Genomic DNA, 12,146 nt, shown 5'->3' with positions numbered 1-12,146 from the left:
CGCCACCGCGGTCCCCCGTTACCGTCGGGCCGCACGGTCGGGTGACCGTCGGCCCACGGTCAGTATGTCGGCCCCGGGTTGACTTCGGACGCCGGGCTGTTGACTATCCGTGCCTGTTGCAGGTGGAGCGTCCGGTACGCCTGGGGGGTCAGCTGATGGGCGGCCCGGAAGGCGCGACTGAAGTGCGCCTTGTCCCGGAAACCCCAGCGGGCGGCGATGGCCTGGACCGGCCGGTGCGCCAGCGCGGGATCGGCCAGGTCCCGCCGGCAGCGCTCCAACCGCAGTTCCCGGATGTACGCCGCCACCGTGGTCTGTTCCGCCTCGAAGAGCCGGTGCAGGCTGCGTACGGAGACGTGGTGCGCCTCGGCGATGGTGGCGGGGGTCAGCCCGGCGTCGCCCAGCCGACGTCGGGCGTACGCCCGCACCTGGGCGAGCAGCGCCTGACGACGTACCTCGCGGGGCAGCTCGTCCTCGGCGACCAGGTACCGGCCCAACATGGTGGAGACCAGGTCCAGCGCCACCCCGCCCAGCCGTTCGGCGTCGGCCTGCCGGTACTGCTCGGGGTACGAGGTGATCCGGGTCAGGTACTGGGCGACCAGCGCGCCGATGCCCTCGCTGGCCGACATCCGGCCGGCCAGCAGCGGTGTGAGCCGATCCGGGGTCAGCGGGATCGACCCGTACGGGATCAGGGCGACGATCGAGGCGGCGTGCTCCGCGCCGTTGCCGTCGCCGAGGTGGCTCACCTCGTGCGGCCGGGAGCCGTCGTAGAAGGTGAACTCGCCCGCGCCCAGGCGGCTCTCCCGCCCGGCCTGCCCGGCGATGCCGGTGCCGTTGGTGGTGAGGGCGAGCATGTGGAAGTCCACCTCGGTACGCCGGACCAGCTTCGCGGTGCGGACCGCCTCCAACGACGGGTAGCGGTACCGCACCAACTGGAGCGGACCCAGTTCGACGAACTCGGCGCGGGCCCGGAAGTCGTGCTGGTGCGCGGAGCGGATCCGCAGCGGCGCGGCGGTCCGGGCGACCAGGTCCAGCCACATCCCGAACCGTTCCGTCGGTGGCAGTTGTTCGGTGTCGATCACTGTGCGGTGCACCATGTCCGGCCTCCCCGTCGGCGGGCATCACCCCACCATTGTGGACGAAGAGCCCACCCCGCGTGCACCCAGCAAGATCATGCTGCTTCCTGGTTGTAGTGGCCTCCGGGCGTGGCGATGCCACTACAACCATGTTCGAGCGTGACCTTGAGGCAGGAACCCGCGTACGCGCGGTGCGGTCGGCGCGGGTCGACGACGCTGACGACAGCGCGGGCCGGGCCAGCCTGACGGCGGCCCGGCCCGTAGCCGTACGCGGTGCGGTGTTCAGTCGTTGAGGACCTGGGAGAGCCGGTCGCGGAACCTGCGCTCCGAATCGCTGACCTGGTCGCCGCCGATGCCGAGCAGCCCCCCGCTGGACGCCGCCCCGACCACCTGCTCGGCGATCTCCACCAGCCAGTGCCGGTAGGCCCCGCCCTCGCCCTCGTCGACCTTGGCGGCCAGCAGGGCGGCCGCCTCCCCGGCCCGGACCAGCACGTCGTCGATGAGCGCCTGCGGATCGGCCGGCGAGATCACCGGCAACTCCTCGCCGGCCTCCGGGTCGCCCACCCGGGACACGATCTCCCCGGCGACGGCGGCGACCAGCGGGCTGGCCGACTCCCGGCCGGCGGAGATGGTCTCCAGCCCGGCCGCGTTCTCGGCCCGGGTCCGCCGGGCGCCGTCCGACTCGGCGGCGCTCGCCGCGGTCAGGACCGACTGCGGCAGGCCGACCAGCAGCCCCCACTCCTCGTCGGAGAACCCGAACCCGGTGTACGCCGGCTGTTCGATCACGACTGAGCCCCTCTCGGTTGTTTCCCCTGTGCCCCTCGCACGGGTGCGCCGCGCGAAGGCATTCCTGCGGCACCGCCACCACCCGGCCGCGCCACCACCACTCCGGCGGCCACACCGCCACCACCCGGTCGCGGCACGGCACCGGGTCGTCCGGGCGGGGCAACGGCACCGGGTCGCCCGGGTCAGGCTAGTCCAGCGTCAGCAGACCCTGTTCGGACACCACGCGCACGGAGAGCGTCTTGTAGCCCACCTCGTCGAAGAGCACCGTCATCCGGTCGTCCTCGTAGTTGAGGACCAGGCCTGGGCCCCACTCGGGGTGCCGGACCTGGCTGTGCACCGGGAAGGGGCCGACCGCGCCGTCGTTGGCGACGCTGGTGCCGGCGTGGCAGTTGTCGCAGTGCCCGCAGATGTGCGACATCTGCTCACCGAAGTAGGCCAGCAGCACCTGCCCCCGGCAGCCCGTGGTCTCGGCGAACGCCCGCATCATGTCGGTACGGGACCGGGTCACGGTCTGCTGCCGTTCCGCCTCGGCCAGGGCCGCCGCGCCGGCCTCCGCCGCGGTGGGGGCGTAGCGCGGGGCACCGATCTTCTGCCCGGCCCGGGGCTCGGCCGCGCCGATCTGCTCCAGCAGGGCCAGGTACTGGCCGAGCTTGCGCGGCCCGAGACCGGTCGACTCGCGCAGCGCCTTCTTGGTGGCCGGTCGACGACGCAGCAGCGCGGCGAGGTCCCGCAGCTCGGTCTCGTCGGGCAGGCCGCCGGAGAAGTAGCGTTGCAGGCCGACGTCCTCGGCCCGCCACAGCAGCAGCACCCGGGCCGGCGCACCGTCACGCCCGGCCCGGCCGATCTCCTGGAAGTAGCTGTCCGGCGAGTCGGGCAGCGCCATGTGCACCACCCAGGCGATGTTGGGCTTGTCGATGCCCATGCCGAACGCCGAGGTCGCCACCATGATCGGCACCTGGTCGGCGAGGAACGCCTCGTGCAGCCGGTGCCGGGCGGCGGTGGGCATCCCGCCGTGGTAGAACTCCGCCGGATATCCGGCGGTGGTCAGTCGCTCGGCCAACTCCTCGGCGGCCCGCCGGGTCGGCACGTAGATGATGCCGGGCCGTACGTCGTCGCGCAGCAGCGCGATCAGCCGTCGCCAGCGGTAGTCGTCGGTCGGGCAGTGGGCGACCTCGACGAACAGGTTCGGCCGGTCCAGCCCGGAGACCACCACCTCGGGGTCGCGCAGCCGCAGCCGGGCGATGATGTCGTCGCGTACCGGCGGGGAGGCGGTGGCGGTCAACGCCACCACCGGCGGGCGGCCGAGACCGTCGATCAGGTGGCCCAACGCCAGGTAGTCGGGGCGGAAGTCGTGCCCCCACGCCGAGATGCAGTGCGCCTCGTCGATCGCCACCAGGGCCGGCTCCAGCGACCGCACCTCGGCCATCCGGTCGGGGTTGGCCAGCGCCTCCGGGGTGATGAAGAGGAACTCCGCCCGCCCCTGCCGGATCTCGGTGATCGCCTCGGCCTGCTGGGCCGCGCTCTCGTCGGAGCTGATCCGCACCGCGCGCAGCTCGGGCCGCTGGCGTTCGTTGAGCGCGGCGATCTGGTCCTGCTGGAGGGCCAGCAGGGGGGAGATCACCACCGTCGGCCCGGGGATCAGGCTCGCCGGGATCTGGTAGATCGCCGACTTGCCGGCTCCGGTGGGGAGTACCACCAGGGCGTCGCGTCGTTTCATCACCGCGCGCATGGCGGCGAGCTGGTTGGGCCGCAGCGCTTTCCAGCCGAACAGGCTGCGCGCCGCGCGGCGCAACGTCGTCGAGTGCATGGACAGCTTCATCGAGGGCCGGAGGTACCCGGGGGCATCAGCGCCGAAACCGCTCCCACCGGATCGGACCCACCGCCCACGGGGGCCGGTACGTCGCAGGTCAGGCGTCGTGACCGGGCGCGCACGCTCGATCGACCACGGGTCACCGACGGCGGTGTGCGTCGGTGACCCGTGGTCGATCGTGGTCGGTGGGGGAGGGGTCAGCGGAGGTGGGGGAGCACCTCACGCTGGTAGAGGTCGAACAGGCCCTGCCAGTGCGGGCCGGCGTTGCCCACGTAGACCTCGTCGAAGCCGGCCTTGGCGTACCGGTCGATCATCTCGAGGTGGGCGTCGGCGCTGTTGCCGCAGACGAAGCCCTGCCGCACCTGCTCCGGGGTGACCAGTTGGGCCGCCTGCTCGAAGTGCCGGGGGGAGGGCAGCACCTGGGACAACTCGCCCGGCACCCCGGCGTTGGGCCACGTCTCGTACGCGATCCGGGCGCCCTCGTCCTCGGTGTCGGCGTACGCGGCCTTGAAACCGGCCTGGCACGGCTTGTCGTCGCCGCCGTTGTCCCGGAACCGGCTGACCAGGTCGCCGTCGGGCATCATGCTCACGTAGCCGTCGCCGATCCGGGCGGCCAGGTCGACGGCCTTGGGTCCGAAGCCGGAGACGTACACCGGCGGGGGTGTGTCGGGCAGCGTGTAGATGCGGGCGTGCTCCACCGTGTAGTGCCGGCCGTGGTGGTTGACGAAGTCGCCCCGCCACAGCTCCCGCAGCACCGCGACGGCCTCCTCCAGCATGTCCAGCCGGACGTCGGTCTGCGGCCAGGCGTCGCCGAGGATGTGCTCGTTGAGCGCCTCGCCGGTGCCGACGCCGAGGACGAACCGGCCGGAGTGCATGACGGCGCTGGTCGCCGCGGCCTGCGCCAGTACCGCCGGGTGGATGCGGACCGTGGGGCAGGTCACCGCCGTGCTCACCGGTAACGAGGTGACCTGGCTCAGCGCCCCGATGACGGACCAGACGAAGGGGCTCTGCCCCTGGGCGTCCGTCCACGGGTGGTAGTGGTCGGAGATCCACAGTGCCTGGAAACCGGCCCGCTCGGCACCCCGGGCCTGCTCCAGCAGTTGCGCCGGGGTGAACTCCTCACTGGACAGGAAGTAACCGATCTTCATGGTGTCCCCTCGCCGGGACGCCGCCGGGTGCGGCGTGACCTCCGCTAGCGGTACCCCGGGTGGTGGGGGATCAGTCGGTCAGCGGCGGCCGAACATGGCGCGGATCGCGGCCAGCAGCAGCAACCCGCCGACCACCAGGCCGAGCAGGCGTACGCCGGGGATGTCGGCCGGTGAGGTGGCGTCGGCGAGCGGCGGCAGGTCCATCCCCGCACTGTCGCACGCCTCCCCGACCGACGCCAGACAGTAACAGTAAGGTTTATTGACTATTATGTCGCCCGGTGTGACCATGGCAGCACCGCGACGGCACCGGGCCGTCGACACGCGACGGGGGTACCGGGGCCGGATGAACGAGCGCAACCTGGCGGGGCTGGCCGCCACCGTCCTGCAACCCGGCTTCGTCGGCACCACCCCGCCCGACTGGGTCTGCCGGTGGCTCGCCGACGGGCTCGGCGCGGTGGTGCTGTTCGCCCGCAACGTCGTCGACCCCGAGCAGGTGGCAGCGCTCACCGCGACGCTGCGCGCCGAGCGCCCCGACGTGCTGGTGGCCATCGACGAGGAGGCCGGCGACGTCACCCGGATCGAGTCCGGCCGGGGCAGCTCCCGACCCGGCAACCTCGCCCTCGGCGCCGTCGACGACCCCGCCCTCACCGAGGAGGTGGCCCGCGACCTCGGTGTCGAACTCGCCGACCTCGGCATCACCCTCAACTACGCGCCGGACGCCGACGTCAACATCAACCCGGCCAACCCGGTGATCGGGGTGCGTTCCTTCGGCGCCGACCCGCAGCTGGTGGCCCGGCACACCGCCGCCTGGGTACGCGGCCTCCAGTCCGCCGCGGTGGCCGCCTGCGCCAAGCACTTCCCCGGCCACGGCGACACCCGGGTCGACTCCCACCACGACCTGCCCCGGATCGCCGCCAGCCGGGCCCGGCTCGACGCCGGCGAGCTGGTCCCCTTCCGGGCCGCCGTCGCCGCCGGGGTGCAGGCGGTGATGACCGGGCACCTGCTGGTCCCCGCCCTCGACCCCGACCTGCCGGCCACCCTCAGCCCCCGCATCCTCGGTGACCTGCTCCGCGAGGAGCTGGGCTTCTCCGGCGTGGTGGTCACCGACGCGGTGGAGATGCGCGCCGTCGCCGACCGGTACGGCTTCGCCGGCACCGCCGTACGGGCCCTCGCCGCCGGGGCGGACGCGATCTGCGTCGGCGGCGAACGCGCCGACGAGGCCACCGCCCGCTACCTGCGCGACGCGATCGTGGCCGCGGTCCTCGCCGGGGAGCTGCCCGAGGAACGCCTCGCCGAGGCCGCCAAGCGGGTCGGTCAGCTCGCCGAGTGGAGCACCGCCGCCCGCGCCGGCCGGACCGCCCACGCCCCGCGCCCCGCCGACGGCTCGTCGGTCGGCCTGACCGCCGCCCGGCGGGCGCTGCGGGTCAGCGGCGACGCGGTCGGCCGGCTGCCGTTGACCGCCGCCGCGCACGTGGTCGAGTTCGCCGCGCCACACAACATCGCGATCGGCGCGGAGACCCCGTGGGGGCTCGGGGCACCCCTGGCCGACCTGATTCCCGGCACCACCACCGTCCGGCTCACCGAGGCCGACCTACCCGCCGACCCGACCGCCGCAGCGGCCGGCCGACCGCTGGTGCTGGTGGTACGGGACCTGCACCGGCACCCCTGGATGCGGGCCGCGGTCGACCGGGCGTTGGACACCCGGCCGGACGCCGTCGTGGTCGAACTGGGCCTGCCCGAGCTGGTCACCGGCGGGCTGCACCTGGCCACCCACGGCGCGACCCGGGCCGCCGCCCGGGCCGCCGCCGAACTGCTCACCGGAGCCCGCTGACCCGGCTCCGCCGGCCCGCCCCGGCGGCTTGACGCCGCCAGCCCGGCCCCGGCGGTTCAGCGGGCCGCCGGTTCCCCCTGGTCGGTGAGCCGGTCCAGCTCGGCCAGCAACCGGTCCACCTCGTCGAGGGTGTTGTAGTGGTAGACGCTCGCCCGGACGGCACCGCCGCTGTCGCGCCACCCGAGCGCCTGGAAGTACTCGTAGGCGTAGTAGTCGCCGCTGGACAGGCAGAGCCCGGCGGCGCCGAGCGCGGCGGCCAGCCCGGCCGGCGTCCACCCGGCCAGCCGGAACGACACGGTCGGGCAGCGGCGTGCCCCGGCCGGCAGGACGGTCACCGCCGGGCGGGCGGCCAGCCCGGCGGCCAGTCGGGCGAAGACCGACCCCTCGTGCGCCTGGGCGGCGGCCAGGCCGGCCCGGATCCGCGACCGGCGGTCCCCGGTCGCCGTCGGGTCCAGCCCGGCCAGGTGGTCGACGGCGGCGGCCACCCCGGCGAGCAGCGGGAAGCTCGGGGTGCCGGCCTCGAACCGGTCGGGCACCGCGTCGGAGGAGGGGATCAGCTTGGCCGGGTGCAGCCCCGCCCAGCGGGCCGGGTCGGCCACCACCGCCCCCAGGTGCGGCCCGGACCACTTGTAGGCGCTGGTGACCAGGAAGTCGGCACCCGAGGCGGCCAGGTCGGTCGGACCGTGCGGCACCGAGTGCACCCCGTCCACACAGACCAGCGCGCCGACCGCGTGTGCCGCTGCGGCGATCGCCGCCACGTCCGGCATGGTGCCGGTGGCGTTGCTGCCGGCGGTCACCGCGACCAGCCGGGTCCGCTCGCCGACCAGGTCGGTGAACTGCCCGGCGGGCAGTTCACCGGTGCCCGGGTCGAACTCCGCCCAGCGGACGGTCGCCCCCGCCGCCTCGGCCGCCTGCACCCAGGGCCGCACGTTGGCGTCGTGGTCGAGCCGGGAGACCACCACCTCGTCCCCGGGGCCCCAGTCCGCACCCAGCGTCCGGGCCAGGGTATACGTCAGCGTCGTCGCGCTCGACCCCAGCACCACCCCCTCCGGTGCGCCGCCGAGCAGATCGGCCACCGCCGTGCGGGCCTGCGTCACCAGCTCCAGCGAACGCCGGCCGGGCACGGAGGCGGTGCTGCGGTTGCCCACCGCGAGGCGCATGGCGTCGGCCACCGCGTCGATCACCGGTTGCGGGGTCTGGGTGCCACCGGCACCGTCGAAGTGGGCGAAGCCCTCGGCGAGCGCGGGGTACGCGGCCCGGGTCCGGGTGATGTCGATCGGCATGCCGGGACCCTAGCCCGCCCGCCACCAGGCCGGAGATCCACCCGGGTGGTGGGCTGGGCCACGTCTCGTACCCTTGGTGGGGTGACGAAGCGAAGCGCCACCGCCCCCACCCCCCTCCGTCGGACCGCCGGCCTGCTGGCCGGCCTGGCGCTCGGCGTGGCCGTGCTGGCCGGATGCAGCTCGGACGGCGCCGACACCGACTGCGGGCTGGACGCCTGCACGGTCACCTTCGACCGGGGTGTCGACGCCCGCGCCTCCATCCTCGGCGTCGAGGCGAAGCTGATCGGCGCGCAGGGTGACCAGGTCACCGTCGAGGTGGCCGGCGAGCAGCTCTCGTTGACCATCGGCCAGCAGGCCACCGAGGTGGGCGGTTTCGCGGTCACCCTGGACAGCGTCACCGACCAGCAGGTGCAGATCCGGGTGTCGCGCAACGCCGGCAGCTGACCTGCCCCGGGCCGGCGGCACCACGTTTGGGGATCTTCCCGAACGGAGATTGTGGGCCCATGTCTCTCACCCGGAACGCCCAAGCCACCGCTAGCCGCACCGCGGACAGCCGCTGGCTGGAACTCCTCGCCCGGGCCGGCTTCATCGGCTACGGGATCGTCCACCTGCTCTTCGCCTGGGTCATCCTCCAGATCGCCTTCGCCGGCTCCGGCGAGGAGGGCAACCAGAACGGTGCCCTGCGCGCCCTGGGCGCCCAGCCGATGGGCAAGTTCCTGCTGATCGCGATCGCCGTCGGCCTGATCGCGATGGCCATCTGGCAGGCCCTGGAGGCGGCCGTCGGCCACCACGCCAAGCGCGGCAAGGAACGTCTCTTCGAGCGGATCGCCTCGGTCGTGCGTACCGTCGTCTTCCTCTGGCTCGCCTGGACCTCGATCAAGGTGGTGCAGGACGCCAGCTCGAACAGCGCCGACCAGCAGGAGCAGTTCAGCGAGAAGCTGATGGCCTCCAGCGGCGGCCGTGGTCTGGTCGGGTTCGCCGGCCTGGTGCTCGCCGCCGTCGGCATCGGCATGGTGATCTACGGCTACAAGAAGAAGTTCGAGCGGAACCTCAAGACCAACGAGATGAACGGCAAGACCCGGCAGACGGTCCGCCGGCTGGGCATGGCCGGTTACATCGCCCGGGGTGCGGTGTTCGCCGTCGCCGGCCTGCTGATCGTGGTCGCGGCGATCAACTACGACCCGGAGAAGGCCCGTGGCCTGGACGCCGCGCTGCGCACCCTGCGGGACCAGCCGTACGGGCCGTTCATCCTGGCGCTGATGGCGCTCGGCATCGCCGCCTTCGGGGTCTACTGCTTCTTCCAGTCCCGGTTCCGCAAGATCTGAGCCTGGTCGATACCGGAAACGCCGGGCACCATTGGGCCTTTGCCCGATTGCGATCAGCCCGGCCGGAGGGAGACAACCACGTGCAGGACTACCTCGAGACGATCGCCGCCGCGGCCACCGCGGCGGCGATCGCGCTGTTGCTCGTCGAGGTGGTACACCGGGTGATCCGGCGGCTGGGCCGCCGGTCCCACCTGATGACCGAGTTGACCGCACACGTGCACCGGCCGTTGCAGGTCGCCGGCACGGTGGTGGCCGTCCAGTTCGCGGTCCGCTGGACCACCGGCTACGCGGTGGGCACCGGGTGGCGGCAGGCCGTGCTGCACATCCTGGTGCTGGGGGTGGTCGCCGCGGTGGCCTGGCTGGTCGCCTCGTTGCTGGTGGTGGCGGAGGACACCGCGTTGGCCCGCTTCCTGCGGGTCGACGTGCCCGACAACCGGCACGTCCGGCGGGTACGCACCCAGGTGGTGCTGCTGCGCCGGTTGACGATCGTGGTGATCGTCGTGCTCGCCGTCGGCGTGATGCTGATGACCTTCCCCGCGGTACGGGGCATCGGCGCGGGCGTGCTCACCAGCGCCGGCCTGGTCGGTGTGGTCGCCGCGCTGGCCGCGCAGAGCCTGCTCGGCAACGTCATCGCCGGTCTCCAGCTCGCCTTCAGCGACGCGGTCCGCCTCGACGACGTGGTGGTGGTCGAGGGGGAGTGGGGCCGGATCGAGGAGTTGACGCTCAGCTACGTGGTGGTCCAGATCTGGGACGACCGGCGGCTGATCCTGCCCACCTCCTACTTCACCAGCACCCCGTTCCAGAACTGGACCCGGACCGAGGCGGCGGTGCTCGGCACCGCCGAGTTCCACCTCGACTGGTCGGTGCCGGTGCAGTCGATGCGGGAGGAGCTGCGTCGGCTGGTGGAGAGCACCGACCTGTGGGACGGTCGGGTCTGCGTGCTCCAGGTCACCGACGCCACCGGCGGCGCGATCAAGGTACGAGCCCTGGTCAGCGCCGCCGACGCCGGCAGCCTGTGGGACCTGCGCTGCCTGGTGCGCGAGCACCTGGTCGGCTGGGTCCGCGACCACCGCCCCACCGCGCTGCCCCGGACCCGTACCGAGCTGGGGGACTCCTCGGGCAGCCTGCCCTGGCAGTGGGTGCAGCCGCGCCGGCCGGCCCGCCGCCGGTCCGAGGGCGAGGTGCCCGACGACGCCCGGGTCTTCGGTGGCAGCGACGACGGCGACGCCCGCAGCGAGGCGTTCGTGGGTCCCGACGGCGACGCCCGTGGCGACGGCGTCGTCGTCGGTGCCGACCATGGTGTCGACGGCCGGCGCTGAGCCGATCCGCCGGCCGGCGCTGAGCCGATCGCCGGCCACCGCCGGGCCGGGTGGAAGTGCCGCCGGCTGCCGCCGGGCCGTCACACAGCCCCCGTGACAGTTGGTCGCGGGGGCTGTGTCGGTCCCGCTTCCGCGTTTCGCCGGACGATCCGGGCCGACCTGGGGTCAGATGTGGTTGGTCACCGTGTGCAGGATTGACGGACGGCGGCTCCGGGCATACAGCGCGGTGATGACGAAAGGAGGACAGCATGGCTGACGTCGCGAACCACCGTACGTCCCGGACCGGGAGCGAGCCGTCCACCGCCGAACTGGTGCAGCGGGCCACCGAGCAGGTCTCCCGACTGGTCCGGGACGAGTTGGCCCTGGCTCGGGCGGAGCTGACCCAGAAGGGCAGGCACGCCGGGATCGGGATCGGCCTCTTCGGCGGGGGCGGGGCGCTGGCCCTGTACGGGCTCGGCGCACTGGTCGCCGCCGCGATCCTGCTGCTGGCTCTGGTGCTACCTGCCTGGGCGGCGGCGTTGATCGTGGCGGTGGTGCTCTTCCTCATCGCCGGGGTGCTCGCCCTGGTCGGGAAGAAGCAGGTCAGCCAGGCGGTCCCCCCGATGCCGGAGGCGACCGTGCGTAGTGTCCGCGCGGACGTGGACACCGTCACCGCCGCGGTGAAGGACAGGGGACGGGCATGACCGGCACGACAGGAAGCAACGGCAACGGCAACGGGACCGGAGACACCGAGGCGCTGCGCGAGGAGATCCGGCGGACCCGGGTGGAGTTGGGCGAGACGATGGAGATGCTGGCCGCCAAGGCCGACGTCAAGGCCCGGTTGAAGGACTCGGCGGAGCAGGCGAAGGAGCGGGTGCGTGAGCAGGCCGCGCTGACCGTGGCCCGGGTACGGGGCCAGGCGGCGCAGGGTGTCGACCTCGCGCGGGCCCAGGCGTACGACACGTCGGTGGCGGTGCGGCGCGATCCGGTGCCGTGGGCGACGATAGCGGCCGGTGCGGTGGCCGCGGTGGTGGTGTTGTTGATCATTCGGGGGAGGCGCAGGTGAGCAAGGGCATCAGCAGGACCGCGTACAAGCCGGTCGGGGTGTTGCTGGGACTGGCGGCCGGCGCGCTGGCCGGAACGATCTTCCGGCAGGTGTGGAAGGCGACCGCCGGGGACGGTGAGGCACCCGACCCGACCGACGAGGACCGCCGCTGGGGCGAGATCCTCGCGGCGGCGGCGTTGCAGGGGGCGATCTTCTCCGTCGTCCGGGCGGCGGTGGACCGGGGCGGCGCGGTCGGCGTACGACGGTTGACCGGGCGCTGGCCCGACTGACCCGTCCCGGTGCGCGCCACCGTGGCCGGCGCGGCGACCGCGCCAGCCACGACGGCGGCCCTCCGGTCCGGTGACGACGACCTGTGGCCCCCCGACCCATCGACGGGCGGGGGGCCTTTTGCCTGGCTTTGCCGAGCCGGTCAGCAATCGTCGGGCATCCGTCAGGTCACATGTCGAAGAATTTCGTCGATTAGGCTGTGCAGAGTTTTTGGGTACGTGGTTTGCTGATCCCCGCTGTTGCGAGACGGCGTCGGCAC

At 73.3% G+C, this 12,146-nt stretch carries 13 protein-coding genes; 7 read left to right on the top strand and 6 right to left on the bottom strand.

Annotated elements, in window-relative coordinates; all coding sequences use genetic code 11:
- Positions 1-59: 59 nt before the first annotated feature.
- The 5 genes from AB0B63_RS28940 to AB0B63_RS28920 form a co-directional block, all read right to left on the bottom strand.
- Positions 60-1,094 (bottom strand): helix-turn-helix domain-containing protein, encoded by a 1,035-nt coding sequence (locus AB0B63_RS28940; RefSeq protein WP_208569409.1) that lies wholly within the window; start codon positions 1,092-1,094, stop codon positions 60-62.
- A gap of 261 nt (positions 1,095-1,355) precedes the next feature.
- Positions 1,356-1,859, bottom strand: coding sequence for a hypothetical protein (locus AB0B63_RS28935; RefSeq protein WP_208569410.1), 504 nt, complete (start codon positions 1,857-1,859; stop codon positions 1,356-1,358).
- Positions 1,860-2,046: 187 nt separating this feature from the next.
- Positions 2,047-3,678: an ATP-dependent DNA helicase RecQ gene (locus AB0B63_RS28930; RefSeq protein ID WP_357024420.1), complete on the bottom strand. Its 1,632-nt coding sequence runs from the start codon at positions 3,676-3,678 to the stop codon at positions 2,047-2,049.
- A gap of 188 nt (positions 3,679-3,866) precedes the next feature.
- Positions 3,867-4,817, bottom strand: coding sequence for a TIGR03557 family F420-dependent LLM class oxidoreductase (locus AB0B63_RS28925; RefSeq protein ID WP_357024418.1), 951 nt, complete (start codon positions 4,815-4,817; stop codon positions 3,867-3,869).
- Positions 4,818-4,895: 78 nt separating this feature from the next.
- A complete protein-coding gene (locus AB0B63_RS28920; protein ID WP_255470159.1) occupies positions 4,896-5,021 on the bottom strand; it encodes a hypothetical protein in 126 nt (41 codons plus the stop codon).
- 139 nt (positions 5,022-5,160) lie between these two features.
- Between AB0B63_RS28920 and AB0B63_RS28915 the strand changes: the two genes are divergently transcribed.
- Positions 5,161-6,648 (top strand): glycoside hydrolase family 3 protein, encoded by a 1,488-nt coding sequence (locus tag AB0B63_RS28915; RefSeq protein WP_357024415.1) that lies wholly within the window; start codon positions 5,161-5,163, stop codon positions 6,646-6,648.
- Between the two features lie 56 nt (positions 6,649-6,704).
- On the opposite strand, the gene AB0B63_RS28910 is transcribed toward AB0B63_RS28915, so the two are convergent.
- Positions 6,705-7,931 carry a cysteine desulfurase-like protein gene (locus AB0B63_RS28910; protein WP_208569414.1) on the bottom strand — a complete coding sequence of 409 codons (1,227 nt, stop codon included), beginning with the start codon at positions 7,929-7,931 and terminating at the stop codon, positions 6,705-6,707.
- A gap of 81 nt (positions 7,932-8,012) precedes the next feature.
- On the opposite strand from AB0B63_RS28910, the gene AB0B63_RS28905 reads away from it, so the two are divergent.
- The 6 genes from AB0B63_RS28905 (at position 8,013) to AB0B63_RS28880 (ending at position 11,889) form a co-directional block, all read left to right on the top strand.
- On the top strand, positions 8,013-8,375 hold the full coding sequence (locus AB0B63_RS28905) for a hypothetical protein (protein WP_208569415.1): 363 nt from the start codon (positions 8,013-8,015) through the stop codon (positions 8,373-8,375).
- A gap of 59 nt (positions 8,376-8,434) precedes the next feature.
- Positions 8,435-9,256 (top strand): DUF1206 domain-containing protein, encoded by an 822-nt coding sequence (locus tag AB0B63_RS28900; protein ID WP_208569416.1) that lies wholly within the window; start codon positions 8,435-8,437, stop codon positions 9,254-9,256.
- Between the two features lie 80 nt (positions 9,257-9,336).
- Positions 9,337-10,575 (top strand): mechanosensitive ion channel domain-containing protein, encoded by a 1,239-nt coding sequence (locus AB0B63_RS28895; protein WP_357024410.1) that lies wholly within the window; start codon positions 9,337-9,339, stop codon positions 10,573-10,575.
- Between the two features lie 248 nt (positions 10,576-10,823).
- A complete protein-coding gene (locus AB0B63_RS28890; protein ID WP_208569418.1) occupies positions 10,824-11,258 on the top strand; it encodes a phage holin family protein in 435 nt (144 codons plus the stop codon).
- Positions 11,255-11,620 carry a DUF3618 domain-containing protein gene (locus AB0B63_RS28885; protein WP_208569419.1) on the top strand — a complete coding sequence of 122 codons (366 nt, stop codon included), beginning with the start codon at positions 11,255-11,257 and terminating at the stop codon, positions 11,618-11,620. The genes AB0B63_RS28890 and AB0B63_RS28885 overlap by 4 nt, the downstream gene beginning before the upstream one ends.
- Positions 11,617-11,889: a DUF4235 domain-containing protein gene (locus AB0B63_RS28880; RefSeq protein WP_208569420.1), complete on the top strand. Its 273-nt coding sequence runs from the start codon at positions 11,617-11,619 to the stop codon at positions 11,887-11,889. Before AB0B63_RS28885 ends, AB0B63_RS28880 begins: the two co-directional genes overlap by 4 nt.
- The last annotated feature ends 257 nt before the right edge of the window (positions 11,890-12,146 follow it).

It is taken from the genome of Micromonospora sp. NPDC049081 (assembly GCF_040648835.1).
In the GTDB taxonomy this organism is placed as follows: Bacteria; Actinomycetota; Actinomycetes; order Mycobacteriales; family Micromonosporaceae; genus Micromonospora; species Micromonospora antibiotica.
Note: the sequence above shows the minus strand (reverse complement) of the source record. Positions and strands in the feature narration are given on the sequence as shown.

Bases quoted from the DNA above. Each gene is read 5' to 3' on its own strand.
- AB0B63_RS28940 (WP_208569409.1), bottom strand. From the start codon at position 1,094: ATGGTGCACCGCACAGTGATCGACACCGAACAACTGCCACCGACGGAA.
- AB0B63_RS28930 (WP_357024420.1), bottom strand. From the start codon at position 3,678: ATGAAGCTGTCCATGCACTCGACGACGTTGCGCCGCGCGGCGCGCAGC.
- AB0B63_RS28925 (WP_357024418.1), bottom strand. From the start codon at position 4,817: ATGAAGATCGGTTACTTCCTGTCCAGTGAGGAGTTCACCCCGGCGCAA.
- AB0B63_RS28920 (WP_255470159.1), bottom strand. From the start codon at position 5,021: ATGGACCTGCCGCCGCTCGCCGACGCCACCTCACCGGCCGACATCCCC.
- AB0B63_RS28915 (WP_357024415.1), top strand. From the start codon at position 5,161: ATGAACGAGCGCAACCTGGCGGGGCTGGCCGCCACCGTCCTGCAACCC.
- AB0B63_RS28910 (WP_208569414.1), bottom strand. From the start codon at position 7,931: ATGCCGATCGACATCACCCGGACCCGGGCCGCGTACCCCGCGCTCGCC.
- AB0B63_RS28900 (WP_208569416.1), top strand. From the start codon at position 8,435: ATGTCTCTCACCCGGAACGCCCAAGCCACCGCTAGCCGCACCGCGGAC.
- AB0B63_RS28890 (WP_208569418.1), top strand. From the start codon at position 10,824: ATGGCTGACGTCGCGAACCACCGTACGTCCCGGACCGGGAGCGAGCCG.
- AB0B63_RS28885 (WP_208569419.1), top strand. From the start codon at position 11,255: ATGACCGGCACGACAGGAAGCAACGGCAACGGCAACGGGACCGGAGAC.